Origin of the sequence: Alteriqipengyuania sp., from assembly GCF_964222115.1 — a bacterium.
Lineage (GTDB): Bacteria > Pseudomonadota > Alphaproteobacteria > Sphingomonadales > Sphingomonadaceae > Alteriqipengyuania.
Map to the genome: position 1 here is coordinate 1 of NZ_CAXQBM010000029.1, position 26997 is coordinate 26997.

Here is a 26997-nt window from a genome sequence, read left to right on the forward strand (position 1 = left end):
CCAAGGCGCTGGAACAGGCGAAAGCCGGTCGCCAGCACATCCTCGGCGAGATGGCCAAGGCGCTTGGTTCGGCACGTACGGGCGTTTCGAAGCACGCTCCGCGTATCGAGACCATGCAGATCGACAAGTCGAAGATCCGCGACGTGATCGGTACGGGCGGCAAGGTGATCCGCGAGATCGTCGCCGAAACCGGTGCCAAGGTCGACATCGACGACGAAGGCGTGATCAAGATCTCCTCGTCCGACAGCGACCAGATCGAAGCCGCCAAGAAGTGGATCCTCGGCATCGTCGAGGAACCCGAAGTCGGCAAGATCTACGAAGGCAAGGTCGTCAACATCGTCGACTTCGGCGCATTCGTGAACTTCATGGGCGGCAAGGACGGTCTCGTCCACGTCAGCGAAATGAAGAACGAGCGCGTAGAAAAGCCGACCGACGTCGTGTCGGAAGGCCAGGAAGTTAAGGTCAAGGTCCTCGAGATCGACCAGCGCGGCAAGGTCCGCCTGTCGATGCGCGTCGTCGACCAGGAAAAAGGCGACGAGCTGGAAGACACCCGCCCGCCGCGCGAACCGCGTGGCGACAAGCCGCGCGGTGACCGTGGCGACCGTCGCGGTGGCCGTGGCGATCGTGGCCCGCGCCGCGATCGTGGCGACCGGGGTCCGCGCCGCGACAAGGGCGACGGGGACAATGGCGGCGACGGTGCGGCGCACATGCCCGCCTTCCTGCGCGACGACGACTGACACTCTGAACCTCCAGCACAGGCTGGATCGAGATAACCGGGCCGCGAGGGAGCAATCCTTCGCGGCCCTTTTCATTGGTGCGATCCGGGCAGAGGTTGAAAGTGATCGATCCAGATAGTAATGATATTATATCTCATGCTAGCCTTGGATTTTTGACCTATGAATGCACCCGCACGCCTCCCCGTCACTGTCCTTTCCGGCTTCCTCGGCGCGGGAAAGACAACCCTGCTCAATCACATTCTCGCCAATCAGGAGGGCAAGCGCGTTGCGGTGATCGTCAACGATATGTCGGAAGTGAATATCGATGCCGATCTCGTGCGCGGGGGCGAAGCGAGCCTGTCGCGTTCGGAAGAAAGGCTGGTGGAAATGACCAATGGCTGCATCTGCTGCACATTGCGCGACGATCTGCTGAAGGAAGTGCGCACGCTCGCTGAAGAGGGGCGGTTCGACTATCTGGTGATCGAGAGCACGGGCATTTCGGAGCCGCTGCCGGTTGCCGCCACATTCTCCTTCCGCGACGAGGCGGGCGAAAGCCTCGGCGATGTTTCGCAGATCGATACGATGGTAACGGTGGTCGATGCGGTGAATCTGCTGGCCGACTATTCGAGCAGCGATCTGCTGTCGGCGCGCGGTGAAACGGCGGGCGAGGGCGATGATCGCAGTCTTGTGAGCCTGCTGGTCGAACAGATCGAATTTGCCGATGTGGTTATCGTTAACAAGGCGAGCGATGTCAGCGCGGAACAACTGGCAATGGTCAAGAAGGTCGTCGCTTCGCTCAATGGCGGGGCCCGCATTATCGAGGCCGACCACGGCAAGGTCGGCCTCGACAGCGTGCTGGGCACGGGCCTGTATGACGAAGAGCAATCGGCGGAGCATCCGCTGTGGCTCAAGGAGTTATACGATTTCGCCAGCCATCGGCCGGAGAGCGAGGAATATGGCGTGGAGAGCTTCGTCTACCGCGCTCGCGCGCCCTTCGATCCGGCAAAGTTCTACGCCTTCCTGACCGGCAATGATCTGGACAAGGTGATCCGGTCGAAGGGCCACTTCTGGCTCGCGACGCGGCCCGATTTCCTGGGAGAACTCGCCATTGCGGGGCATCAAAAGAGCGTCAGCCGAATGGGCCGCTGGTGGGCTGCGGTGCCCAAGAACCGCTGGCCCGATGATGGCATGTTCGAGCAGTTCGTCGTCAAGCACTGGGACCAGACCTGGGGCGATCGGCGACAGGAACTGGTCTTCATCGGCATCGCCATGGATCAGGCGCGCATCACAAAGGCTCTCGACGAATGCCTTGTCGATGCAGCCGGTTTCACGCCCGAGGCATGGGAAGACATGCACGATCCCTTCCCGGCGTGGGGGGACGCGCAAACCGAACTGGAAAGCGCCTGACCCCGGCGCGGGAAACACGGCTGGAGTCTGGCGGGGAGCACGCTTAAGGAGCGCGCATGCTACCCCGCGAAACCATCGCCACTGCGCAGATCCCCGGCGGAGAATCGCTCACGCTCATCAGCCACGGGCGCGATTTCATCATTATGCTCGGCCGGGACGAGTTGATGGGTACGCGGATGCAGTTCTCCGAAGAACAGCTCGCGGTGCTGACCCTGGACGAGCTGTCCGCACCTAAGCCGCGCGTCCTGATCGGCGGCTACGGCATGGGCTTCACTTACCGCGCCGCTTTGGCGAAACTGCCTGCTGGTGGGAGCGTGACCGTCGCCGAGCTGGTCCCCGATATCCTCGAATGGGCGAAGGGGCCGCTCGTCGAACTGACAGGGGATAGTCTCGACGATCCGCGCGGGGAGGTGATCCTGTGCGATGTTGCCGCGCTGATCGACGATGCGAACGACGGCACATGTGCCAAGTTCGATGCGATCCTGCTCGATGTCGATAACGGCCCGGACGGGATCGTGGTCGACAGCAACAACCGCCTTTATACCCGCACAGGCATCGCCAAGGCGAAGGAAGCGCTCAATCCCGGTGGGCTCATCGCGGTCTGGTCGGCTGCGCCCGACCACAAGTTTACCCGGCGCCTGATGGACGCGGGGTTGGAGGTGGAAGTGCGCGAAGTGCGTGCACGGCCCAACAACAAGGGCCCCCGCCACACGATCTGGTTTGCGCGCAAGCGCTAGGGCTGGACCGTCCGCGAGGAGAGCGTCAGCCCTGGAACATCGGGCCCGACGGATCGCCCATGTAATCGCGCTTGCCCAGCGGAACACCCTTCATGCGAAGGATGTCGTAGAAGGTCGTCGTGTGAAACTGGAAATTGGGCAGATTGAAGCCGAGCAGGAAGCGTTCGCCCGGTAGGGTGAAGCGCGTTTCCCCGCCCAGCACGAAGTCGATCTTGCGCGAGGCAATATTGTTCAGCTCCTCCGGTTTGGCAGCAGCCAAGCGCGCTTCCGCCTCCGCGATCATTGCGCGCATCGCATCCCAGCTATCGGGGATCTGCGTGAAGTCGGGCGTGAACTCGGTCCCGCGCAATTGGTCGAGCGCATAGCTGCTGTGGACCCAGCACGAACGTACATGCCAGGGCAACGTCCACATATCCTATGCCAGCCGCGCCCCCAGCAATTCGTCATCCGTGCAATCGCTGTCCGCGACATGCTGCTCTGCCTTGGCGATTACACCGGGCAAGGCGCCCAGCAACTGGCGAGTGGTGGGCACGAAGGCATCGTAGAGGGTGAAGGACATCGGTTTTCTCCGGATATGAAAAAGCCCGCCGACATCGCATCGGCGGGCTTCTGAGATTTGACTTAGCGTACCCGCGGGCCGCCATAGGGCAACGGGGGCGGGGGACGGCGCGCACCGCGCGGCAGCTGTGCCTGATAGGCCCGGCCGCAATGCTCGACGCAATAGGGGAAGCCGGGGTTCACCGCTTCGCCGCAGAAGTGGAAATCGGGCTCGCCCGGGTGGCCCATGGGCCATCGACAGACCTTGTCCGACAGATCGAGCAGGCTGGTCTTGTCAGCGATCGACGGGTCCGGCTTCGCGGGCACGAGCCGACGCGGCGGTGCAGGCGGGATCGGCGGCTGCTGGTCGCCCGGGCCCTGTCGCAGGAACCCGCCGGGGCCGACCGACACGATGCGAGGCGTGCTCGATGCGGGTTGCTGCGGCTGACTTGGCGCGGCAGGAGCAGCCGGGCCTTGCGCGGGTGCAGGCGCAGGGCGGGCGGCAGGCTTCGCAGCAACCGGAGCTGGCGTCGGCGTCGGGCTTGGCGCGGGCGCTGCCTTCTTCTTGGGTGCAGGCTTGGCCTTGGGGGCAGCCTTCTTCTTGTCCGCCGATTTCACGGGAGAGGGGCGCGATTTCAGCCCCAGCCGGTGCGCCTTGCCGATCACGGCATTGCGCGAAACATCGCCCAGTTCCTTGGCGATCTCGGTCGCAGTGGCGCCGCTTTCCCACATGCGCTTGAGGGTCGCGGTGCGCTCTTCAGTCCAACTCATCGAAAATCCATCTGTGTAGCCTTGGCCGTGTACTTAGGCATTCGCGGCCCGGGTTGCCACCCTTGGCTGACCGGCTTAGGCGGCGGGACATGAGCGATCAAGCGTCAGCCGCCGAACAACCCCTCGCAACACGGCAAGCCGTGCCGAACAGCCTGCCGCCATGGGGCGAGCCGACCATCCACGGGATCAACCGGATCGGGCTGTGGAGCCTCTATCGCAAGGAGGTGCGACGCTTCTTCAAGGTGCAGACGCAAACCGTGTGGGCTCCCGCCTTCACGACGTTGCTGTTCCTGGTGATTTTCTCCGTCGCGCTGGGGCGGGGCGGGCGCGAGATCCTCGGCGTGCCGTTCGAAAGCTTTCTTGCGCCCGGCCTGATCGTGATGGCGATGATGCAGAACAGCTTCGCCAATTCGAGCTTCAGTTTCCTGTCGGGCAAGATCCAGGGGACGATCATTGACCTGCTGATGCCACCGCTTTCGCATGGCGAGTTGCTGGCGGGTATCGTCGGCGCCGCAGTCACGAGGGGTGTGCTCGTCGGCGGCGCGGTGGCCCTTGCGATCTTCCTCTATCCGGATGCCAAGCTGATGGTCGCGCACCCGTGGGCGATTGTCTGGTTTGGCCTGATGGGCGCGCTGATGCTCGGCTTTTTCGGCCTGATGGCGTCGATCTGGGCGGAGAAGTTCGATCATAACGCGGCGGTGACCAACTTCGTCGTCGCGCCGCTCAGCCTGCTTTCGGGCACATTCTACACACTCGACCGGTTGCAGGAGCCGTTTTACACAATCAGCCACTTCAACCCGTTCTTCTACGTGATTTCGGGCTTCCGCTACGGCTTCATCGGGCAAAGCGATATCGGCAACGGCACCAGCGATGTGGTGCTCGCCGGTGCGGGGTTGCTCGGGCTCAATGTGGTGCTGGCGCTAGCGGCGTTCGCCCTGCTCAGATCCGGGTGGAAAATCCGCTCCTGACGCGCCGTCGGGAGATCAGTGCGTCAGGCTACGGCGCATCGGGTAGCGACCGTCGGCGAATTCATCGAACATCTCGACAATATTGGGATGATCGACAGGCCCTGCAGGCCCGTCGGCGACGAGGTTTTGCTGGCTGACATAGGCGACATAGTACGAATCGTCGCTCTCGGCGAAGAGGTGGTAGAACGGCTGGTCGCGGCCCGGCCGAATATTCTCGGGGATCGCCTCGTACCATTCCTCGCTGTTGGCGAAGGTGGGGTCGATATCGAACACCACGCCGCGGAAATCGAACATCTTGTGGCGCACCACATCGCCGACGCCGAATCGCGCCTGCCGGGTAAGGGGCACCACGATCTGGCGCCCGGCTTGGTGTGAAAAGAACTGCGAGACCTGCATTTTGCCGAATGTAGATTGCCGAAGGGCGCTGTACAATGGGTACCCGCCGCCCGGTGTCGATATCGCGCCCCTTCGTGGGGGCTTGGCAGCGCGGCTTCATTAGGCTAGCTGCGCCGCTCCCGGCCTTCTGGCACGGCATTGGCCCGTGTTATCCAAGCGCCCCTTTTTTAGCGGAGAGGTGGCAGAGAGGTCGAATGCGCCGCACTCGAAATGCGGTATGCGGGTAACCGTATCGTGGGTTCGAATCCCACCCTCTCCGCCACTCATACTTTGACCCCCCGATTTATGCTAAAACCCTTTCAGCCAGGGGGGTTGGGCTGGGAGATTTGCTACAAGAACTGCTACGAGTGGGCGAGCCGCGTAGTGAAAAAGATCGACCGGGGCGATTACCTCTACGTCAGGAACGGTACCTTCTATTTTAGGCGGGCAATTCCGGTTTAGACACCATCCTAATGGAGCCTAGACCCGCAAATGGCATGGGTTGCTGAGGTGCGAGGGCTTAGCAGCCAATCAATGGAAATCTCGGCTTTTGGGGAGAATGCGGGCATTGCGCGGGTGCGATGGCTGTGGTGCACGCAGGGTCCGTCTTACCTGTCGCGGTGCGCAATCGGCATTGGCGGCCTTGGGCACAATCGCGACTTCACGCTTGGCAGCGCTCATGGTGCGCAAGGGGCGGTTGACTTCGTCCGCACGTGAAATCTGTGGCGACAACAAGTCGTCGCTCAATTCGGATAGCCGCCAAGTAGCATCTTCCATCCTTGTAACGATGACGTGGAGCACTTCGTCATCCATCTCCAGCCTCCCCGTCACTTCCATGAGGCGAGCGCCCATGATGACCTTCCGGTATCGCTCCATCATGTCGGGCCAGATCACGAGGTTCACGACGCCTGTCTCGTCCTCCAGCGTGATGAAGCAAACACCCTTGGCGCTGCCCGGTCGCTGGCGGATGAGCACCACGCCCGAAATCTTCACCATTGAACGGAAGTTCTTGCTCCTCAGATCGCCGCTTGCTGTGAACCCGCGTTCGCGCAGGCCACCTCGCAGGAAGTGCATCGGGTGCGCCTTCAAGCTGAGGCGGGTGGTCAGGTAATCGGCGACCACATGCTCCGACAAAGGCATCTGCGGCAAAAGATGCTGCGCGCGTTCTGTGCCTTCGTCGCGGGCATTGGCGGCGGCAAACAGCGGTAGATCGACAAGCGGCTTGAGTGCACGCGCATCCCAGAGCGCCTGACGCCGGTCGAGCCCAATTGATCGGAACGCATCGGCAGCAGCCAGCCTCTCGATGACGCTGGGAGAGAGCTTCGCCCGTTCCTGCAATTCGGTCACGCTGCGATAGGGTCCACCAGTGTCACGCGCGGCGATCAGGCGGGCAGCAGAACTTTCCTTGAAACCGTCGATCTGGCGAAAGCCCAACCGCATCGGCGGTTTCACGCAACCTTCGACCAAGGCTTCCAACGTATTGTCCCACCCGCTCTCGTTTACATCGACGGCGCGAACCTCGACCCCGTGCTCCTGCGCATCGCGAACGATCTGCGCTGGCGCGTAGAAGCCCATGGGTTGGGAGTTGAGGAGCGCGCAGGCAAACGCTGCCGGGTAGTGGCATTTCATCCAGCTCGACACGTAGACGAGATGCGCAAAACTGGCCGCGTGGCTTTCGGGAAAACCATATTCCCCGAAGCCCCGTATCTGGTTGAAGCAGCGTTCGGCAAATTCTGGATCGTAGCCGCGATCGATCATTCGCCCGACCATCTTGTCCTGCAATTCATCGACCATGCCACGGCTACGGAAGGTCGCCATGGCCTTGCGCAGCTGATTGGCCTCGATGCTGGAGAACTTCGCCGCATCCAGTGCGATCTTCATCGCCTGTTCCTGAAAGATCGGCACACCCAATGTTCGCTGGAGAATCGAGGACAGTTCGTCTGGCGGGCCGTGGGCGGGCGATGGCTTGGGAATGATCACCGGTTCGTCGCCACGCCTGCGCTTGAGGTAAGGATGCACCATGTCACCCTGGATCGGTCCTGGCCGCACAATCGCAACCTCGATCACGAGATCGTAGAAGCGGCGCGGTTTCAGGCGAGGCAGCATATTCATCTGCGCGCGGCTCTCGACCTGGAAAACGCCCAAGCTGTCGCCTTTTACCAGCATGTCGTAAACGCGCGGATCTTCGCGCGGCGTCGTTGCGAGCGTCAGGTCGCGATCATGATGGGCGCGCAGCAAGTCGAAGCCTTTTTGCAGGCAGGTGAGCATGCCAAGCGCCAGCACATCGATCTTCAGGATGCCGAGCGCATCGATGTCATCCTTGTCCCATTCGATAAAGCTACGGTCCGACATGGCGCCATTGCCGATGGGCACTGTTTCGGTCAGCGGGCCTTGCGTCAGGATAAAGCCGCCCACGTGCTGCGAAAGGTGACGCGGCATCCCGATCATTTGTTCGGTCAGCTTGAGCACACGGCGCAGGTGTGGATCGCGCATGTCCAGCCCAGCCTCTGCGGTATGCTTCTCCGCGATTTCCTTGCCGTAACTGCCCCACACAGTTCGGGCGAGGGCAGACGTGGTGTCTTCGGATAGGCCCATCACCTTGCCGACCTCGCGGATGGCCATACGCGGGCGGTAATGGATCACCGTTGCACACAAGCCTGCCCGATGGCGACCATAACGCTGGTAGATATACTGGATCACCTCCTCGCGCCGCTCGTGCTCGAAATCGACATCGATGTCGGGCGGCTCCTTGCGCTCTTCGGAGATGAAGCGGTCGAACAATAGCTCGTGTTCGTCGGGATCTACGGCAGTAATGCCGAGGCAATAGCAAACGGCAGAATTGGCCGCACTGCCGCGCCCCTGGCACAGGATCGGCGGGTCCTGGCTCCGGGCAAAATCGATGATGTCCTTGATGGTGAGGAAGTAGCGCGCAATCTTGAGCTTCCCGATCAGGTCCAGCTCTCGCGCAATCAGGCGCTCGACCTTTTCCGGCACGCCTTTGGGGTAACGCTGCTGCGCGCCCTGCCGGGCCAGTTCGGCGAGATGCGCATCGGGCGTGCGGTCCTTCGGGATCGGCTCGTCCGGATATTCATAGGCCAGCTCATCGAGGCTGAAATCGCAGGCATCGGCCACTTCGCGGGTGGCAGCAATCGCGTGGGGCCACTGAGCGAAAAGGCGGATCATCTCCGCAGGCGGCTTGAGATGCCGCTCGGCATTCGCGTGGAGCAGCAACCCTGCCTGCCCGATGGTCGTCTTTTCGCGGATGCAGGTCATCACATCCTGCAAGGGTCGCCGTTCGCGCGCATGGTAGTGCACGTCGTTGGTCGCAAGGATGGAAAGCCCGTGGGCCCTGGCAAGATGATCGAGCCGGTTGATCCGGGCGATGTCGTCTCCGCGATAGAGATAGGCGGCGGCGATGTGGCGCAGGGTAGGCAGGCGTTCGGACAGATCGCCCAGCGTCGCCTCGAAGGGTTCGTCCAGCACATCGGGCGGCATGAGGATCAGCGCGATCCCTTCTGCGTGATCGGCCAGCATGGCCAGATCGATATGGGTCTCCCCCTTGTCCTGCCATTCACCTCCAAGCGTCGTCATCTTGCCTGCGGAGAGCAATTTCGAGAGCCGCCCGTAAGCCGAGCGGTCGGTGGGGTAAGCAAGGAAGTGCCAGCCCTCCATCGTGACGATACGGCAGCCGATCACTGGCCGCATGCGTGCAGTCTTTGCCTCGGTATGTATGCGCACCACGCCTGCCAGCGTATTGCGATCGGCAATCCCGATTGCGTCGTAGCCCATGCCGAAAGCGGAGAGCACAAGGTCCACCGGGTCCGAAGCGCCCCGCAGGAACGAGAAACAGCTCGTTACGCCGAGCTCGACGAAATCGGCAGGCGGATTCCCGTTGAAATCCTCGTCGGTGATCCGCGCCAAGGTGCGGCGATCAGGGGTAAGCGGCTGGTCAGGCATCAGGCGAAAAACCCGTGCAGATACCAGTCGGGCGGCCCGCCACGTCCGTCGCCGACCAGCCCGTACCGATAGATCCAGTAGCGCCGCCCTGCCTCGTCTTCGATCCGGTAATAGTCGCGCAGGCGGGCACGCGCCTTTTGCCGCCACCATTCGGGTGCGATCCGCTCCGGCCCTTCAGCCTTGGCGATATTATGCAGGCCGCCACGCCAGCGGAAGCGGCGCGGCAGGCCCTCCGGCGTCGCGTAAATGACGGTGATTGGCTCTGGCCGTGCGAGCAGTTTGAGTGGGCGCTGGTGAAAGCCAAGATCATATTGGACCGGCGCGTGGCCAATGCCTGGCGCAACGCGCCTTTGCGCCCGTTCTGGCAGATGGCTTCCGCATGCAATAAACCGTGAAACGCGACCTTCCCCGAGCCGCGTGACCAGCCGGTCGAGAAGAACCGGAAGCGTACTGCCGGTGGGGGACGTCGTATCAAGGCGATTTTGCTGCTGATCCAGAGGTTCTGCCCAGACCGCGACGAGACGCACCTGATCGATCCCAAAGTCGGCTTCGATCCCCTCAAGCCGGTCCTCGAACAGCCGTGCCAGATGTGCGGGATCACGCGAGGGGGCCGCTAGTTCGACCGTGTGGCAGATGATGTCGCCATCCACACGCCAGAGCAATAAAGCCAAGCGCCGTGCGCCCTTGCGCTCGGCTTCCAGAGTATAGGCCAAATTTTCGGCTAGATCCGCCGTGATGCGCGTCAACATATCAAGCGCCAACAGTGGTTCAATCAGACGGCGTTCTACGGCGAGCGGCGGGTCATCCGCCAGCGGCACTAGCGGTTCGTGCGTTTTGCCCAGAACCTGATCAAGACGCACAAGCGGATTTGCCTCGGCAGCGCGACGATTGCGAAAGCGACGCGCGAGGCTTTCACGCGGAACATTCATCACATCGCCGATCGTTTTGAGGCCAAGGCGTGTGAGCAGCAGTCTCGTTTCATCATTAACGCGAAGAGCCGCTGCCGGAAGCGGGCCAAGCGCCAAGGGCAGCGCAACCGGATCAAGAACAACAGGCCGATCTGCCCCGTAGTGTGAAAGCGCCCAGGCGGCACCGGCATTCGGAGCCAGCGCACTGCGGCACGTATAGCCCTGCATTGCAAACCGCTCTTCGATTTCGGCCAGCATCTCCGCCTCGCCATCAAACAGGTGCGCCGTTCCTGTCACATCGAGCAAAGCCGCATCCGCACCGTCGACCATGCTCCACGGACCCCAACGCTGTGCGGCAATCGCCATGCGTTCGAGAGCGCGCTGGTTGCCTTCGTGATCAGACGGGATGGCAAGCAGTTGTGGGGACAGCATCCGGGCATCTGCCAGACGCATTCCAGCCCGCGCGCCCGCTTCGCACGCGAGTGGGCTCGTCGCATCGATAACCGGGCCGTGCGCGGTTTCCGTGACGAGGACTACAGGCTGCAGCCCCGCATTATCCTCACCCCGTCTGGCGGCGTTCCGGATCCACCGGTCGCTGGCGAGGTTTGGAAACCAGAGTGAGACGATGGCCCGCCGTGGCGTTTGGCTCATCTGTGCCGACCGCGTGTTCGAGCACAAATTGATCCGGATTCAGGCCTCGCCCACGAAATAGCTCTGCCGCTATTCGGGTGGCCCCCGGCGCAACCGCGTTCCAACGGTGCGGGGCAGAGGGCGCAGGGCCCACCCGCCAGCGCAATCGCGCCGCTGAAAGGTCTGCGGTCCCCCCGCGCCTTAATAGATAAAGCGGCACGCCATGGCGCTCGGAGGCGAGCACAAGCCGCCGTGTTGCGGTAAAGTCCAAAACCTTCGGATCGCCCGCAATCTCGCCTATGACAAAAGACAGCGCGTCGCATCTTACGCCTTCTTCCATCGCCCAAAGCGCATCGGCAGGATGACGGGCTTCCACATGGATAAACCTGTGACGCTGCTGGGCCGGTAGCCCTTGAAGAAACGGCCTCCCGCTGTGCCGGATGCTCTGCGCATCCTGTATCCACAGCCACGGCTTTGATGCTTCGTCCCTGCTTGCTCGCATCTGCGCAAAACCCAGTGCCAGCGCCTCGCCCGCCGCATGGTCCACACTAGAAAAAAGCTCCCATACACTTGGCGGGAGTTCGCAATCCGGCGACCATTGCGCACCGGCGCTCGCGCGTGCGATGGGAAGTTCCGTTGCACGCAATAGTGCGATGTTGTGCGTGCGCACGTCATTGGTAGGTGAGGGCAAGGCATCGACATCAGGCACAGGGTGAATACGAATCGGCTTTGGGCTAAGTTCCTATTATGTTCTCATCGTTTCCGTATTCGATCAAGCCTCATGTCTTACCGTGCACTTCAAGGTTGATCGGTTCGTTCGACAGTCAGCACGCCCTCGAATGACACACAAAGCGCGCGTGCCTTGCCACCAAGTCATCTGGCCAACTCGTCCAATCACGCTCGGCGAGCAGGATTGGCATCCGCTCCTGACCATTTCTCGAATTCGTCCTCTTCGCCATGTTCCCGATCTCCCGCCCGTTCTCTTCGCTTCTTCCCGATGCACAATCTGACGATCATTCCACGGATATGAAGCGCAGTGCCGGTGCAATGGACCGGGAGACGATTGAGGCGTGATCCTCATCCTCGAAGAATGCGAAGGTTGCCGCGACCGCGCCCGATCTGGCCACGATCCGCTCTGACATTTCGCGCGCGTTCCGGATCATGCGACGTGCTTGTCGCCTGGCGAGAATGCTTTCGGCCTGTTCGGTGCGCGCCTGCCATGGCGGCAGTGCTTCTTCCCACTCGCCCGCCGCGAGGAAAATTCGCCGGTTTCCGGTGTCCGCGTGATCGAGCCTGGCATACAGCCCCTCCCGATCCCACCAGATCGAGGGGCTGATTGCGGCGAAGCGCGCAAACGGCGAGGCACTGCTCAGGAACGAGTTGAGGGCAGAAAAGCCTGCCAGCGAATGGCCGTAGAGCGAAAGCTTCCGACCATCGAGTTGCATCGCCTCGACCAGCGCCGGGACCAGTGCGGTATGGAGGAATTGCAGAAATTCCTCGCCTTGAGGTTGTGTTGTCGATGACGGACCTGCGCCATGCGGATCGGGGGAGGGGGTGCCGAAATCCCTCCGACGAACGTCCACGCTTGCGACCGGTTCGGCGCAAATGGCGATCGTGGCCGCCGGTTTTACCCCTGTGGCGTCCGCCCTGCGCGATAGCCGCGCAATGGCTTCGCTCACCGTGCCGAACAGCCCTTCGCCGTCTAGCAGGAAGATCGCTGGCCAGCCGCTTTCGGGCGGCATGCCCTCCGGTTGCGTCGCGTAAATCCTGTAGGTTGCGCCCGTCGTGGACGACGCGATCGTCCACGCGTGCATCGCAGTGCAGGGCATTTTGGCAGCCTGCCCGATCGAAGTGCTTAGTTCCTGCATGTTCCAACCAGTCCCTTTGGGCTAGCGATCCGTAATTGCTCTTTACAATCATTCGCAATTAGGCGAGGGAATTTCCAGCCGCCACCCAAGATCGATTCCGATAGCGCTCAGGCAGAATGTCCACCTTCCACACCCTGCTGAACACGCTTGCATCATACTGCAAGTCATCGGTCCTGATCGCCATCTTCCTTGGCATCGCTTTGGCTGCGTGTTCGGACCGGAATGAAACTGCATCGGACGGGCAGGGGCAATCGGTGGTCGACGTGCAGGGCCGCAAGGTCGTGATCGACGGACCCAAGAAGCGGCTTGCGATCGACGATAGCCGCTATCTGATCGCGCTCGCGCTGCTGCATGACGATCCCGGATCGCTGCTGGCGGCCTGGGCGCATGACGCGAACCGGCTGGGGGACGAAGGCTACGCCGCCTTCCTCGAGAAATCGCCCAGTCTCGAAGAGCTGCCGCGCATCGCGAGTTCGGCGCAGGAATTCGATGTCGAATCGCTGATCGCCGCGCGCCCTGACATTGCCATCCTCTCCACCGAAAGCGGGCTGACGCAGGCGCAGATCGCGCGGGTCGAGGAGGCAGGCATTCCTGTCGTGATGCTCGATTTCTTCACCAGCCCGATGGCGAACCTTGAGAAAAGCCTGACCATCCTTGGCGAAGTGACCGGGCAGGAGGAAAAGGCAGCGCGGTTCCTCGCCTACCGGAAGCAGAAAATCGATCTGATCCGGCGCCGTCTCGCGGATATGCCGGAAGCGGATCGCAAGCTGGTTTTCATGGAAGCGCACGCGGGTGGCAGCCCCGATTGCTGCAATTCCCCGGGCAGCGGCAATGCCAGCGAGTATCTGGAGCTGGTCGGGGGGCACAATATCGGGGCGGATGCCATCGCCCAAAGTTCTGGCAAGCTGAGCCTCGAATATGTCCTGTCCCGCGATCCGGACATTTATATAGGCACCGGCGGCCCGCATCTTGCGCAGCGTGGCGGACTGGAGCTGGGCGCGGGCTATTCGCAGCAAGCAGCGCGGCAATCGCTGGCGAAAGTCGTGCAGCGGCGGGGTATCGCTGGCCTTGGAGCCGTGCGCGAGGGGCAGGCCTTCGGCTTCTCGCACCAGCTCCTCAATTCCCCGCTCGATATCGTCGCGATCGAAGCATTCGCCCAATGGTTGCACCCGGAGCTGTTTGCCGATCTCGATCCGGCGGAGACACTGGAATCTATCAATACCGACTATCTCGGGATCCCCTTCGAGGGGACCTACTGGATAGCGCTCTGAACCATCGTGCGGGGGCACATGGCCCGCGCCAGACCGACCAATCGTTTCGCAGGAGAAGATGATGCGTCCGACCAAGAAAGCCCTGATGAACGGCATTGCCGTGCTGGCCCTCGCCGGAGCGAGCGCGCTGCCAATGGCTGCGCAAGCGCAGGAAACCTTCGGCGAGACCGATATTGTTTCCACCCCCAAGGTAAGCTTTTCGACCGCCGAGCGCGGTGCGCCGGTTGTCGGGGGCACCGTGGTCAAGGTCGCGGGCGAGGGCTTTCGCCCTTCGCAAAGCGTGTCTATCCTTTACGGTGATACCGCGCTCACCGACGGTCCGCTGACTGCGGATGCGGACGGCAAGGTCCAGGCCGAGATCACGCTGCCGGCGGACGCTGCCCCGGGCATCCATCAGATCGTGATTTTCACCGAAGAGCCTTATTCGGCGTTGGTCGAGGAACTGAAGGTCTGGCCGCAGGTCGCCGAGCAGGGCGTGGATGGCTTCGAGGTGCTCGCCACGAACCCGACCAATGGCCTGTACCAGTCCGCCTACAGCGAAGCGAGCGGCGCGCTGTTCGCCGCTGCGACTGCGTTCGGCGATCCCATCAAATCTGAAATCGTCAAGATCGACCCGGCGACGATGCAGGTGACCGCTCGAGTGACGCCCCCGGCAGCGCCCGACCGGCGCGGACGCGGTGGCACCATGATGACCGATCAGGTCTATGCGGCGTTCGGTATCGGTGTGGATGACGCCAATGGCACCATTTGGGTGACCAACACCTTCCAGAACTCGGTGGCGGTCTATCGCCAGTCCGATCTCAGCCTCGTCAAGCAGTTCGACGAAGGTGCGGTCTATCATTCGCGTGATGTGGTGATCGACCAGGAGTTGGGCAAAGCCTACGTCACCGCGTCGATGACGCCGGATGTGTATGTGTTCGACACCCGCACGCTGGAGCAGGTCGCGGTCATCACGATCGACACGCCGCAGCGCGGCAAGAGCGTGGGTACGGCCTCGCTCTCGCTCGATCCCGAAGCGCACAAGCTGTATGTCGCGAGCATCCCGACCGAGGAAATCGCGATCATCGATACGCAGACCGACAAAGTTTCGAAGGTTCTTCCCGTACCGGGCGGACGGGCCACGATCGGCGTTTCGCACGACCCGGCGACGGGGCGCATCTTCGTGGTTGGCCGCGACACAGACGGCGTGACGATCATGGACGAAGAGACCGGCGATCTGGTCGCGCACACCTATTTCGGATCCTACCCGATTAACGTGATGTTCGATGCCGATACCGGCCTCGCCTACGCAACCGCGCGCAATGGCGGCATGGTCGGCGTGGTCGACGTGGACGGCAACTTGGTGGCCAATTTCGGCGGCGTGAAATATGCCAACCACGTGGCCGGTGGACCGGATGGCACGGTCTATGTCGTGGACAAGCGCGGCGGCGACGATGGCGACATGATTACCCGCATCCGACCCAAGGACTGACGCGGGAAGAGTCTGAATGCACAAAAGGGGCGGGCTCTGGCGAGTTCCGCCCCTTTTTCCTGTCCGCGTTAGATCGTGTCGTGAATGGCGATGGACAGGCCGTGTTCGCCGCGCGTCACCGCAGCGCTGACTTGGTAGACCTTTGCCAGTCGCTGCGCCGTCAGCGCCTCTTCGGGCGTGCCTTCGACCTCCACCTTGCCATCGGCCAGCAGTACCACCCTGTCTGACCACCTTGCGGCCATGCTTAGGTCGTGCAGCACCATGATGACGGTCATCGCGTCAGAGCTGGCGATCTGGCGGATCAGTTTCATCACTTTCAGCTGGTAATGCAGGTCGAGCGCGCTGATCGGCTCGTCCAGCAGCAGCACGCGGGGGCGCCGGACCAGCGCCTGTGCCAGCGAGGCAAGCTGGCGCTGACCGCCTGAGAGCTGGCCCAGCTCGCGCGAGGCAAGGTGGGTGATGCCGACCTGTTCGATAACCTCCATCGCCGTGTCGAGCAGGTCGCGCATGTTCGCTGCGGAATCGTCCGCAGGCCCGGCGCGCAGCGCGCTCATCACCGCCTCGGTCACCGTCAGACCCACCCTGTCGGGCAGGGATTGCGGCATGTAGGTGACGTAACGCGCGTGTTCGGCCAGCGGCATGTCCATCAGTTCGCGCGTGCCCAGCTGCACCGATCCGCTGGCCTTGTGCAGCCCTGCCAGCGACCGCAGGATTGTCGTCTTGCCTGCAGCATTGGGGCCCAGCAGCGAGACGACCTCGCCCGGCGCGATCGGGGCGAGGCTGAAATCCTCCACCACAGTGACCTTGCGGTAGCCTGCGCTGATTCCTGCGATGATGAGAGGGGCCTGATCGTCCATGCTTACACCCGGTCCGGCCGGCGCAGGATCAGGATGAGGAACACCGGCACACCGATCATCGCGGTAACGATCCCCGCAGGCAGCAGCACCCCGGGCACGATCAGCTTGCTCGCCACCGATGCCAGCGACATCAGCAGGGCACCGCACAGCAGCGATGCGGGCAGCAGGAAGCGATGATCCTCCCCGAGTATCAACCGCGCAATATGCGGCCCGACCAGCCCGACGAACCCGATCGTACCCACGAACGCTACCGACGTGCCTGCGAGCGCGCTGATCCGCAGCAGCGAGAACATGCGCAGGCGGCGGACATCGAAGCCGAAACTGCGCGCACGGTCTTCGCCCAGCCGCATCGCAGTCATCGCATTGGCCGCACGCATCGAAAACGGGATCACGGCGGCGACGACAATGGCCAGGACCGCCACATTCGACCATGTCGCGCGCGAGAGCGAACCCATCGTCCAGAAGACCAGCTGCGACAGCGCCTCCTGCGAGGCGACGAACTGGATCAGTGCGACGAGCGCGTTGAAGGTGAAGACCAGCGCGATGCCAAACAGCACGATGCCCTGCGTTCCGGCGGCGCGGCTGCGGGCAAGCGCCTCCAGCAGAACGACCGAACCGAACGCGCACAGGAAGGCGTTCACCGGCACGATCCAGTCGGGCGAAAGGCCGGGTATGCCGATGCCGAGTACGATGCCGAGCGCCGCGCCGAAGGATGCGGCGGAAGACACGCCCAGAGTGAACGGGCTGGCCAGCGGATTGTCGAGGATGGTCTGCATCTCCGCGCCGGCCAGCGACAGCGCGGCCCCCACCAGCAGCGCCATCAGCGCAATCGGAAGGCGCACATCGCGAATGATGACCTGTGCGGGAATATCCAGCCGGTCGGGCCGGAACAGCCCGTCCCACACCTGGTCCAGCGGCAGGAACGACGGGCCGGTCGAGATATCGAGCGCCAGCCCTACGCAGCATGCCAGCAGCAATACGACGAGGATAATCGCCCTGCGCCTGGCGGTTCGCAGGTAGGAATCGATCGCTTCGGCGCGCATTTCGGGCTGGTTGCGAGGCGGCATGGCGGCGCGGTTGACCAAGCCTGCCGATGTGTCAAGCCGATCCCATCGGAGAGCGGTTGTAATCCTGCATCCGGTTCGCAATAGCAGGCGCCGCAAGGTCAAAGAAAGACATACCCATGATCGAACAGATTGCCGCCCGATCCGATACGCTCGCGCAATGGCGGCAACACCTGCACCAGCACCCCGAACTTTCGATGCAGGAAACGGGAACTGCGGCTTTCGTGGCCGATCGCCTGCGCGAATTCGGGCTCGACCCGGTCACCGGGATCGGCGGCACTGGCGTGGTCGCAGTGATCGAGGGCAACGAGCCGGGCCCCAGCATTGCCCTGCGCGCAGATATGGACGCGCTGCCGATGGAGGAGGAGAACGATCTTCCGTTCCGATCCCGGAACGCGGGTGCCGCGCATTGCTGCGGGCACGACGGGCATACCACCGCGCTGCTCGGCACCGCGCAATATCTTGCGCAGAACCCTCCGGCCAAGGGGCGGGTGGTGCTGATCTTCCAGCCGGCGGAGGAAACGGGCGAGGGTGCGAAGGCGATGATCGCCGACGGTCTGCTCGATCGGTTTGCCTTCGACGAGGTCTATGCCTTCCACAATATGCCGCTGCTTGAGCCGGGGCAGGCTGGCGTGCGCGCAGGCGCGGTGCTGAACGGCTATGCGATCTGGCGGATCGAGGTGCGCGGCGTCGGCGGGCACGGCGCAGCGTTCTACAAGGCGACCGACCCCTTGCAGGCTGCTGCGCGGTTGGCGGTCGAGATATCCTCTCTGGTCGGGCGCTATGTCGACCCGACGCAGAGCGCACTGGTCAATGTGGGGTCACTACAGGCAGGTTCGTCGCACAACATCATCCCCGACAGCGCGACACTCAGCGGGACGCTGCGCGCGCTCGAACCCGAAATCCTACAAGGCCTGCTCGATCGCCTGCGGCAGGCCTGCGACGGGATCGCGGCGCTAACCGGATGCGAGATCGTGCTGCATATCGAGGCGGAAGTGCCGCCCTGCGTGAACCACCCGGATGCTGCGCGCAATGCCGCCAACGCGTGTGCGAAGGTGCTGGGAGAGAGCGGCGTGGTTGGAGATCATCCGCCGTTCCCGTTTACCGACGACATGGCTCTGTTCCTCAAGGCAGCGCCCGGCGCCTACCTGTTCCTGGGGCAGGACAGTGCCATGTGCCACAACCCGCAATACCGGTTCGACGACCGCCTGCTGACGGTCGCGGCGAGCATTTTCTCAACGCTGGTCAAGGACCGGCTGGGGTAGGCACGCGACGCAATAGCGCGATCAGGCTTTCAGCGTGGCCCCGCCATCGACATAGATGTCGGCCATCGTGATATGGCTCGCCCGGTCTGACAGCAGGAACAGCACGGCCTGCGCGACCTCTTCCGGCTCCGCGATCTTGCGCAGCGGGATGCCCGCCTTGAAGACCTCCGGCTGGCCCGCGATCACCGCTTCGCCGCCGCGTTCGTCCGCCCACATGCCGGTCTGCATCGGTGTCATGGTAGAGCCCGGAGCCACGATGTTGCAGCGGATGCCGTATTCGCCGAGTTCCAGCCCGAGGCAGCGCATAAACATGTGCGCGGCGGCTTTCGACGCACCGTAAGCCGCCACCGAGTGGCGCGCCGTTCCCGCTGCGTTGGAGCCGACCGTCACGATGCTTCCTGTGCGTCGATCCCGCATCACGCGGCCCAGTGCGCGGCTGACGTAGAACACGCCCTTGGTGTTTACCGCGAAGACCCGGTCCCACTCCTCGTCGCTGATGTCGAGCACGGGGCCGGTCGCGAGGATGCCTGCCACGTTGACGCCCGCGTGAATGGGTCCGCGGTCCTGTTCTATGGCTTGCACGAAGGCATTCACAGCGGTCGCATCGGTGACGTCGAGTGGCTCGATACCGTCGCTCTTGTCGCGGTCGGTCGCGATCACTTGCGCGCCTTCTTCACGCAGCAGGTCGACCACCGCCGCACCGATCCCCCCGGCAGCGCCGGTCACCAGCACGATCTTGTCTTCCAAACCGCTTTTCATCGCGCTTCCTTTTCGTATTCCAGCATTCGCTGCTCCAGCATAGGACCGATCATGGCGCTTGCTTCCTCGCCCGGCAATTCGGGATGGAGGAACGGCACATCGATCCGGTCGAGAGCGGCGGCATGGTTCAGCCAAAGCTCTGGCTGGAGGTCTGGCCGATCCTTGTGATCCTCGGCCGCCCGAACATGCGTAAGCGTGCCATCATACTGCGCGTGGTGGTGTGCGCGAACCAGCCGGTTGGTGTCGAGTACGACCCGGATCACACCATCCTGCACCGCATGCGGCAGGTTGCCGAGTGCGCTGTCCCCGTCGCGCAGGAATGCGATCACCTTCGTCCGCGTATCGAGGTGCGGGTAGCCTTCGGGATCGTACCCCGCGATGGCGAGCAGCGCCTTAAGCGCTTCGGCCTCGGTCGGTTCGGGTTCGTCGCGCCAGCATTCCGCCGGGTAGGCATCGAGCAGTGCAACCAGCCCCACTTGCCGCCCCATCGCGCGCAACCGGACCGCCACCGCCTGCGCCAGCAGCCCGCCGACCGACCAGCCGCCGAGATGGATCATTCCCGCAGGGGCGCGGCCTGCAATCAGCAGGGCGTATTCGTTCGCGAGATCATCGATGGAGCCCGGGAGCGAACGGCCCGGATGGAGCCCGGGCGCCTGCACGCCGTACACCGGGCGGTCCGTTTGCAGCGCGCCGGTCAACCGGCGATAGCCCCAGCAGATCCCGCCTGCCGGGTGAAACAGGAACAGTGGAGCATGGCGCGCATCCCCGCGCGCCAATGTGATCAGCGGTGCGATGCCTTCGTCGCGGATCGCGTCGTCCGTATCGATCAGGCGGGCGAGCCCGGCGATATCGGGATGTTCGAACAGAGCGCCAAGGCCCGGATCGCGCCCGAACCGGCGCTCGATCTCCTGCATCAGCGCGACCGCCGACAGGCTGTCTCCACCCAGCGCGAAGAAATCGTCTTCGCGCGACAGCGCAGTGTGCAGATCCAGCACCTGCGCGAAGATCGCCGCCAATGCTTGCTCGGTCGCTCCCGTGGGCGCAGCACCACCGCTCGATGCGAATTGCGGCGCGGGCAGGGCCTTGCGGTCCAGCTTGCCATTTGCGGTTATCGGCATGGCGTCCAACTCGAGGATCGCTGTCGGCACCATATAGGCGGGAAGGCGCGCACCTAGTGCATCGAGCAGCGCCTCTTTCGCGTAGCCTGCTGCTGGCACCAGATAGGCGGTGATGCGCTGCTCCACGGCTGCCACGTGGACGGCAGAGGCCATCTCGGTCGACGCGATGGCGGCTTCGATTTCGCCCAGTTCGATGCGCAGTCCGCGTATCTTAACCTGAGAGTCGCTGCGACCGAGGAATTCGACTGCGCCGTCGCTGCGCCGCCTTGCGACATCGCCCGTGCGGTACAATCGCTCGCCCGGATGAAACGGGTCGGTCACAAAGCGTTCGGCAGTGAGGTCGGGGCGTCCGAGATATTCGCGCGCCAGTTGCACGCCGCCGAGGAACAGCTCGCCCGGCTGGCCGGGCGGAGCGGGGCGCAGGTATTTGTCGAGGATTACGAGCCGCGTGTTCCAGACCGGATGGCCGATGGGCACGGGGCGGGAGGCGTCTTGCGGCCCGGCATCCCAGAAGCTGACATCCACGGCAGCCTCGGTCGGGCCGTAGAGGTTGTGCAGCTGCGCTTCTATCCGGTGGTGGAAGCGATCCCGCAGTCCAGCAGGCAGTTCCTCCCCGCTGACGAAGACGCGCGCCAGCGCCAGCCCCTCGCTTTCTGGCACGTCGCAGAACGCGGCGAGCATCGAGGGCACGAAATGCACCGTGGTTATGCGCTCGTCGCGGATAAGTCGTGCGATGGCGCTCGGGTCGCGATGCGCGTCGGGCGGTGCGACCACCAGCGTGCCGCCCGTGATGAAGGCGAGGAAGAACTCCCACACCGAAACATCGAACGTTGCCGGGGTCTTTTGCAGGATGCGGTCTTGCGGGCCGAAATCGTAGTGCTCGGCCATCCAGAGCAGGCGGTTGACGATGGCGCGATGGGTGATGACCACGCCCTTCGGCGTCCCGGTCGATCCGCTGGTGTAGATCACATAGGCCGCATCGTCGGGGCTGGGCGGGGTGAGCGTACCGGCAGGCTCCTGCGGCCAGTCTTCGGGGACCAGCAAGCGTTCTCCATAGAGCCCGTGCGGATCGTCCTGCGCCAGCACGACAGCGGGCCCCGCGCTTTCGAGAATGGTCTCGATGCGCGCCGCCGGATGGTCGAGATCGAGCGGGAGGTAAGCGGCGCCCGCGCGGATGACGCCCAGCAGTGCCACGACGAGTTTGACACTGCGGGGCAACGCGACCGCGACGATAGCTTCGGTGCCAACGCCTCTGTCCCGCAACGCGCAGGCGAGCGCCGCGCTGCGGGCATCGAGCTGAGCATAGGTGAGGGTTTCGCCCTGGAAACGCAGCGCTTCGCTTTCTGGCCGCTCGCGCATGGTCGTCTCGACCAGCGCGGCGAGCGTGGTTTCGGGGATGGGATGCGCGGTCCGGTTGAACTGCTCCAGTTCCCACTCCGCTTCAGCCGGGGTGGCACTGGGCACGTCGGCTAGCTTTGCCGCATTGCCAGCGGCGCTCAGGAACTGGGCCAGCCGCAGGGCGTGCGCGTCTATCGCTGCCTGATCGTACAGCTCGGGATTGGCGTCCACCTCCAACGTGATCGCTTCGTTCAGGTCGCCCCGGAAGGTGAAATGAATGTCCTCGACGGGTCCGGTGCCGGTGACGGTCAGCTGCGCGTCGAGCCCGGCGAACTGCGGCAGCTTGTCGTAGGGCTGCACGTTGACGAGCGGGCCGTAGAGCCGCCGGTCGCCCCCGATCAGGCCGAGGTCGCGGCGCAGGTGTTCGCTGCGATAGCGGCCATGCCTGCGCGCCTCTGCCATGCGCGCCGATTCCGCCTTGATCCAGTCGGCGAGAGGCGCGGAATCATCGGGCGCGATTGCCAGTGGCAGCACGTTCATCACCATGCCGGGAATGCGCGCAGCCTTGCTGCCGAAGCGCCCCATGTGCGGCATGCCGATGACCAGCTGACCGCCATCCACTAAGCGCGCGCAATAAGCGGCGACCAGTGCGGTCAAGGCGTCCGGCCAGGCTACTCCGGCGGCCTTGGCCAGCTTCGCCACAGCCGCCCGTGCATCTTCGGGCATGGGGCTGGCCGTGCGCAGGAAGCGGTGCGCGGAGATCGCCCGACCCGGCGCCATGCCCACGCTCTCGGGCGGATTGCGGAACGCCGACTGCCACCAGGCTGCGTCCTGCGTGCGGCGATCGCTTTCGCGGTATTCGGCATCTTCGGCGAACAGGCCTGCGAGCGGACCGAACGGCTTGCCCGTCTTGCCGCTGCCGGACACTTGCGCCGAGTACAGATCGGCCACGCGCTTGGTCAGCATCATGATGCCGAACCCGTCATTGGCGAGGTGGTGGACCTGCAGCGCCCAGATGTGTTTCCCGCTACCGATCCGGTACAAATGCTGGAACGCGATGGGCCCATTTTGCAGGTCGACCGGGGTACGCATCCGCCGCGCAATGGTGGCCTTGGCCTCGGCTTCCGGCTCATCGGAGCCTGAAAGATCGACCACTTCGAGGCGCGGCGCGTTTGCCGGATCGAACGCCTGCATCGGGCCGTCGGCTGTGGTGTCGAACCGTAGCGAGAGGGCCTGCGCTTCCTCGCTCGCCTGATTCACCGCCGTGCGAAATGCATCAATGTCGAGCGGGCCGTCCAGAGCGACATATTGCCCGGTGTTGAAGATGGGATTGGCCGGATCGAGTGCCTGCGAATACCACAGCCCTTCCTGCGCTTCGGTCAGGCGCGTCCATGCCATAATCAGGCGTCGCTGGCTTCTTGTCCGGCCGCGATCAGGCTCCACAAGCCCGCCAGCGTCTCGCTCTCGGCAAGATCGGCGAAATCGAGTTCGAGCCCATCCTCCTCCCACTGCATCGCGAGGTTCATCGCGCGCATGGAATCGAGCCCGAGATCGATCAGGTTGCCGTCGTCGGGCAAGTCCGCCGGGTCGATCTCCATAACTTCGGCCAGTTGCCGCCGCAGGTCTTCAAGTGTCATCGTGCTCATTCAGATGTGCTCCAGCGCCTGGTGTGTCGAAAGGACAACCCCGCTACAATCGGCAACATTGGCCAGCGCCGCATCATGCCACTCGCGGGTGAAATCGGCGAGGGCGTCGGCGACGAAAAACGGCTCGATATCGCGCTGGAACGCCTCGGCTGCGGTACACTGACAGCCGATATGGGCATAGACGCCGCCGATCAATAACTGGTCGCGGCCACGCGCGCGCAGCAGTTCGGCGAAGTTGGAGCGCTGGAATGCGCTGTAGCGGTGCTTGACCAGCACGATGTCACCATCCTGCGGGGCGAGGGGGGCGACGATTTGCTCGTGCTCGGGCGCGTGCCGCATACCCGGACCCCACAGATGGCCCTGCAATCCCCGGTCATGCGGCTCCTGTGCACCGATCTGCGCAGTGTAGAATACCGGGATGCCTGCCTTGCGACATTGCTGGGCCAGCTTGGCAAGATTGGCGATGGCGGGTGCGATCGGTGCGCGGCCGGGCCGGAAGGCATCGACGAAATAGGCCTGCATGTCGTGCACGAGCAGCGCCGCGCGGGCGGGATCGAGCGTCCAGCGCGCACGCGATGTCGGTAGTTCGCTTTCCAGCGGCAGCTCGTAGGGCGCGATTGTCGGCAGGCGACCGGACTGGCTCATGCGGAATTCTCGCTCTCGAGGTGCTGCGCCCGCAGCTTGGCGCGTAATTCCTTGCGACTGATCTTGCCGACCGCTGTCGTTTCGAAGCTATCCACCAGCACGATCTGGTCGGGCACCTTGAACGCAGCGATATCGCGCTTGCGCATCCACGCCTTGATGTCGGCAGGCTTGGGTTGATCACCCTCAGGGACGATGAAGGCGCAGCTACGCTCCCCAAGGAACTGGTCGGGGATGGAGACGACCGCAGCATCGAATACCTGCGGGTGGGCGAGCAGGTGATCCTCGATCTCTTCAGCCGAAATCTTCTCTCCGGCGCGGTTGATGTGATCGCTCGCGCGGCCCTGCACCACCAGATACGCGCCCGCCACGCGCTTCACGACGTCGCCGGTGCGGTAGAAGCCATCCTCGGTAAAGGCGCGCGCATTGGCGGCGGGATCGTCATGATAGGCGCGAATCGTGTAGGGTCCCCGCGTCAGCAGGTTGCCGGGCTCGCCCTCGGCCACCGGATTGCCTGCATCGTCGAGGATCAGGATCTCGTCATCCGCGCTGATGGGACGCCCCTGCGTTTCGACGATAATGTCTTCGGGGTCGTCGAGCCGGGTGTAATTGACCAGCCCTTCCGCCATGCCGAACACCTGCTGCAGGGTACACCCGAGCTCGGGCCGAATCCGGCGTGCGGCTTCGGGCATGAACTTGGCCCCGCCGACCTGCAGCACTTCGAGGCTGGAAATATCGTGCTTGGTCTTCGCCGCCGCGCGCAGCCACAGCAGCGCGAGCGGCGGGACGAGCCCGGTAATCGTGACCCGCTCCCGCTCGATCAGCGCGAAGGCGACGTCGGGGCTCGGTGCCGGAGCCATAACGACGCATGCACCTGCGCAGATCGCGCCGAAAATGCCGGGCGAACTCATCGGGAAATTATGCGCGACCGGCAGTGCGGCGAGATACACGCTGGCATCGTCCAGACCGCAGATCGCGTTGCTCGCGCGGATTGAATAGAGATAATCGTCGTGCGTGCGCGGGATCAGCTTGGACAAGCCCGTGCTGCCGCCGGAAATCTGCACCAGCGCAACGTCAGCCGCGTCGATAGCCGCTTCGGGAGCAGCAGGCTGGCCTTCACCGAAACTGGCGAAGTCGGCATATCCTCCAGCCTCGCCCACCACGACGACATGCCGAACATGTCGCACTTCGGCCTGCACCGCAGCGGCCAGATCGCGATAGTCGAACCCGTCGTGCCGGTCGGCGATGACGAGTGCCGTTGCCTCGGCCTTGCGGGCGAAATGCGCGATCTCGGTCAGCCGGTGGGCGGGCAGGGCGAAGACCGGGACCATCCCGGCGCGAAATAGCCCGAACACCACTGCAAGGAATTCGGGAATGTTAGGCAGCTGGACCAGGACACGGTCGCCAGCCTTCAGGCCCACCGCGCAAAAGCCCGCTGCCGCTCGTTCGGCGCGCTGCTCCAGTTCGCGATAGGTCCACCGCTCGCCGCCGCCGATCACGGCGGTGCGATCTGCATAGCGTACGGCCTGTTCGCGCAGCAGGTCAGGGAAGGTTCGGCCCTGCCAGTAACCCTTTTCGCGATAGCTCTCCGCCAAGTCCCGCGGCCATTCCTGCTTCAGGGGCGTCATTCGGCGGCCTCTCGCGCGGCCCAGAGCGTATCCTCGACACCCATTGCCCGCAGCATGGCGCGAAACTTTGCCGCGGTTTCGCGGACTTCCTGTTCGGGGACCGATCCTTCGACGATTCCGGCGCCTGCGTGAAGGATCAATTGTCCGGCGACCAATTCCGCGCAGCGCAGCGCGACGTACCATTCGCCGTCGCCCTTCGCGTCCACCCAGCCGACTGCGCCCGCGTAAAACCCGCGGTCATGCTCTTCGAGGTCTTCGATGGCGGAGAGAGCGGCTTCGCGTGGCGATCCACCAACGGCGGGCGTGGGATGGAGCAGTGCGGCGAGGCCTACAGCGCTCGGCATATCCTCGCTTTTCAGCAGGCCTTCGACGCGCGTCCCCAGATGCCACATCGACGCTGTCCGGTGCAGCGTCGTGCCATCGGGCGCCGAAAGTTCGCGGCAGAACGGGCTGAGCATGTCCATCACGAATTCGAGCGTCACCGCATGCTCGCGGTGGTCTTTCTCCGAAGCGAGCAGGATCGCAGCGCGCTCTTCGTCCTCACTCGTGCTGCGGCCCCTCGGCATCGAACCGGCGAGTGGTACGGACTCGATGGCGAGTCCGGTCCGGGAGATCAGCTTTTCGGGCGTTGCTCCGATCAGAAGGTGATTTCCGGTCTCGGAAAGGTCGGCGCGAAACGCGGTCACCGCAGGATCGTCGGCCAGCACGCCCAGCAGCCTGTCGAAGTCGAGGCCTGCCGCATTCTCGAGCAGCATCTGGCGCGACAGGACTACCTTGTCGAGACGGGGGCCATGCCGGTCGGCAATGCGGACAAGCGCGCGCTCCACCATGCGTGCATAGCCGCCTTCGCTGGGCCGTGCGGTCAGTGCGTTCGACGGGGCGTCGCTCGGCTTGTGCGCACCGCTCGTGGCAGTCGTGAGCTGTCGCGCTTCGGAAGCAACCGCATGTTCCGGCTGGTAGATGAATTCGTCAGCATCGGCGGCGAATGGGATCGCCCCTACCAGAACCGCGGGCGTGTCGCTTGCGCCCGCAGACAGCGCGCGCTGGCATCGCTCGTCCAACGT

At 63.7% G+C, this 26997-nt stretch carries 21 protein-coding genes, 1 tRNA gene and 1 pseudogene; 8 read left to right on the forward strand and 15 right to left on the reverse strand.

Annotation, left to right across the window (positions count from 1 at the left end; all coding sequences use genetic code 11):
- From ACEQXE_RS05050 to ACEQXE_RS05060, 3 genes are all read left to right on the forward strand, one after another.
- Nucleotides 1-737, forward strand: a 737-nt coding sequence (locus tag ACEQXE_RS05050) for a S1 RNA-binding domain-containing protein (protein ID WP_370177861.1), incomplete at its 5' end; no start/stop codon positions are given.
- Nucleotides 738-896: 159 nt separating this feature from the next.
- A complete protein-coding gene (locus ACEQXE_RS05055; protein ID WP_370177862.1) occupies nt 897-2123 on the forward strand; it encodes a GTP-binding protein in 1227 nt (408 codons plus the stop codon).
- A 56-nt stretch (nt 2124-2179) separates the two neighbouring features.
- Nucleotides 2180-2860: a spermidine synthase gene (locus ACEQXE_RS05060; protein WP_370177863.1), complete on the forward strand. Its 681-nt coding sequence runs from the start codon at nt 2180-2182 to the stop codon at nt 2858-2860.
- A 25-nt stretch (nt 2861-2885) separates the two neighbouring features.
- Here the strand turns inward: ACEQXE_RS05060 and ACEQXE_RS05065 are convergent.
- Nucleotides 2886-3419 (reverse strand): annotated as a pseudogene (locus ACEQXE_RS05065) (DUF1993 family protein).
- A 62-nt stretch (nt 3420-3481) separates the two neighbouring features.
- Complete coding sequence (locus tag ACEQXE_RS05070; RefSeq protein ID WP_370177864.1) at nt 3482-4168, reverse strand: GcrA family cell cycle regulator; 687 nt, start codon at nt 4166-4168, stop codon at nt 3482-3484.
- Between the two features lie 89 nt (nt 4169-4257).
- Between ACEQXE_RS05070 and ACEQXE_RS05075 the strand changes: the two genes are divergently transcribed.
- A complete protein-coding gene (locus ACEQXE_RS05075; protein ID WP_370177865.1) occupies nt 4258-5136 on the forward strand; it encodes an ABC transporter permease in 879 nt (292 codons plus the stop codon).
- Between the two features lie 15 nt (nt 5137-5151).
- Here ACEQXE_RS05075 and hspQ read toward each other — a convergent pair whose 3' ends face one another.
- On the reverse strand, nt 5152-5532 hold the full coding sequence (hspQ, locus tag ACEQXE_RS05080; protein WP_370177866.1) for a heat shock protein HspQ: 381 nt from the start codon (nt 5530-5532) through the stop codon (nt 5152-5154).
- Between the two features lie 172 nt (nt 5533-5704).
- Here hspQ and ACEQXE_RS05085 point away from each other — a divergent pair.
- Nucleotides 5705-5794: transfer RNA gene (locus ACEQXE_RS05085), tRNA-Ser, on the forward strand.
- A 248-nt stretch (nt 5795-6042) separates the two neighbouring features.
- On the opposite strand, the gene ACEQXE_RS05090 is transcribed toward ACEQXE_RS05085, so the two are convergent.
- From ACEQXE_RS05090 to ACEQXE_RS05105, 4 genes are all read right to left on the reverse strand, one after another.
- Complete coding sequence (locus tag ACEQXE_RS05090) at nt 6043-9468, reverse strand: error-prone DNA polymerase (protein ID WP_370177867.1); 3426 nt, start codon at nt 9466-9468, stop codon at nt 6043-6045.
- Complete coding sequence (locus tag ACEQXE_RS05095; protein ID WP_370177868.1) at nt 9468-11027, reverse strand: DUF6504 family protein; 1560 nt, start codon at nt 11025-11027, stop codon at nt 9468-9470. Before ACEQXE_RS05095 ends, ACEQXE_RS05090 begins: the two co-directional genes overlap by 1 nt.
- A complete protein-coding gene (locus ACEQXE_RS05100; RefSeq protein ID WP_370177922.1) occupies nt 10936-11715 on the reverse strand; it encodes an ImuA family protein in 780 nt (259 codons plus the stop codon). The genes ACEQXE_RS05095 and ACEQXE_RS05100 overlap by 92 nt, the downstream gene beginning before the upstream one ends.
- 304 nt (nt 11716-12019) lie before the next feature.
- Nucleotides 12020-12874 (reverse strand): alpha/beta hydrolase, encoded by an 855-nt coding sequence (locus ACEQXE_RS05105; RefSeq protein ID WP_370177869.1) that lies wholly within the window; start codon nt 12872-12874, stop codon nt 12020-12022.
- 116 nt (nt 12875-12990) lie between these two features.
- Here ACEQXE_RS05105 and ACEQXE_RS05110 point away from each other — a divergent pair, with 116 nt between their 5' ends.
- Both ACEQXE_RS05110 and ACEQXE_RS05115 read left to right on the forward strand, forming a co-directional pair.
- On the forward strand, nt 12991-14145 hold the full coding sequence (locus tag ACEQXE_RS05110; protein WP_370177870.1) for an ABC transporter substrate-binding protein: 1155 nt from the start codon (nt 12991-12993) through the stop codon (nt 14143-14145).
- Nucleotides 14146-14203: 58 nt separating this feature from the next.
- Nucleotides 14204-15616, forward strand: coding sequence for a YncE family protein (locus tag ACEQXE_RS05115; protein ID WP_370177871.1), 1413 nt, complete (start codon nt 14204-14206; stop codon nt 15614-15616).
- A gap of 68 nt (nt 15617-15684) precedes the next feature.
- Here ACEQXE_RS05115 and ACEQXE_RS05120 read toward each other — a convergent pair whose 3' ends face one another.
- Nucleotides 15685-16473 (reverse strand): ABC transporter ATP-binding protein, encoded by a 789-nt coding sequence (locus ACEQXE_RS05120; protein ID WP_370177872.1) that lies wholly within the window; start codon nt 16471-16473, stop codon nt 15685-15687.
- Nucleotides 16474-16475: 2 nt separating this feature from the next.
- Nucleotides 16476-17540: a FecCD family ABC transporter permease gene (locus tag ACEQXE_RS05125; RefSeq protein ID WP_370177873.1), complete on the reverse strand. Its 1065-nt coding sequence runs from the start codon at nt 17538-17540 to the stop codon at nt 16476-16478.
- 116 nt (nt 17541-17656) lie between these two features.
- Between ACEQXE_RS05125 and ACEQXE_RS05130 the strand changes: the two genes are divergently transcribed.
- A complete protein-coding gene (locus ACEQXE_RS05130) occupies nt 17657-18802 on the forward strand; it encodes a M20 family metallopeptidase (RefSeq protein WP_370177874.1) in 1146 nt (381 codons plus the stop codon).
- A gap of 21 nt (nt 18803-18823) precedes the next feature.
- Here the strand turns inward: ACEQXE_RS05130 and dhbA are convergent, their stop codons facing one another.
- The 6 genes from dhbA to ACEQXE_RS05160 are packed head-to-tail and all read right to left on the reverse strand — an operon-like array spanning nt 18824 to nt 26994.
- Complete coding sequence (gene dhbA, locus ACEQXE_RS05135) at nt 18824-19561, reverse strand: 2,3-dihydro-2,3-dihydroxybenzoate dehydrogenase (RefSeq protein WP_370177875.1); 738 nt, start codon at nt 19559-19561, stop codon at nt 18824-18826.
- The gene (locus ACEQXE_RS05140; RefSeq protein WP_370177876.1) at nt 19558-23415 is read right to left on the reverse strand and encodes an amino acid adenylation domain-containing protein; all 3858 of its coding nucleotides are present in this window, start codon (nt 23413-23415) and stop codon (nt 19558-19560) included. Before ACEQXE_RS05140 ends, dhbA begins: the two co-directional genes overlap by 4 nt.
- 2 nt (nt 23416-23417) lie before the next feature.
- Entirely contained in the window at nt 23418-23663 is a 246-nt protein-coding gene (locus tag ACEQXE_RS05145) for a phosphopantetheine-binding protein (protein WP_370177877.1), read from the reverse strand.
- Complete coding sequence (locus ACEQXE_RS05150; protein ID WP_370177878.1) at nt 23664-24308, reverse strand: isochorismatase family protein; 645 nt, start codon at nt 24306-24308, stop codon at nt 23664-23666.
- On the reverse strand, nt 24305-25933 hold the full coding sequence (locus ACEQXE_RS05155) for a (2,3-dihydroxybenzoyl)adenylate synthase (protein WP_370177879.1): 1629 nt from the start codon (nt 25931-25933) through the stop codon (nt 24305-24307). Before ACEQXE_RS05155 ends, ACEQXE_RS05150 begins: the two co-directional genes overlap by 4 nt.
- Nucleotides 25930-26994, reverse strand: coding sequence for an isochorismate synthase MenF (locus tag ACEQXE_RS05160; RefSeq protein WP_370177880.1), 1065 nt, complete (start codon nt 26992-26994; stop codon nt 25930-25932). Before ACEQXE_RS05160 ends, ACEQXE_RS05155 begins: the two co-directional genes overlap by 4 nt.
- Between the last annotated feature and the right edge of the window lie 3 nt (nt 26995-26997).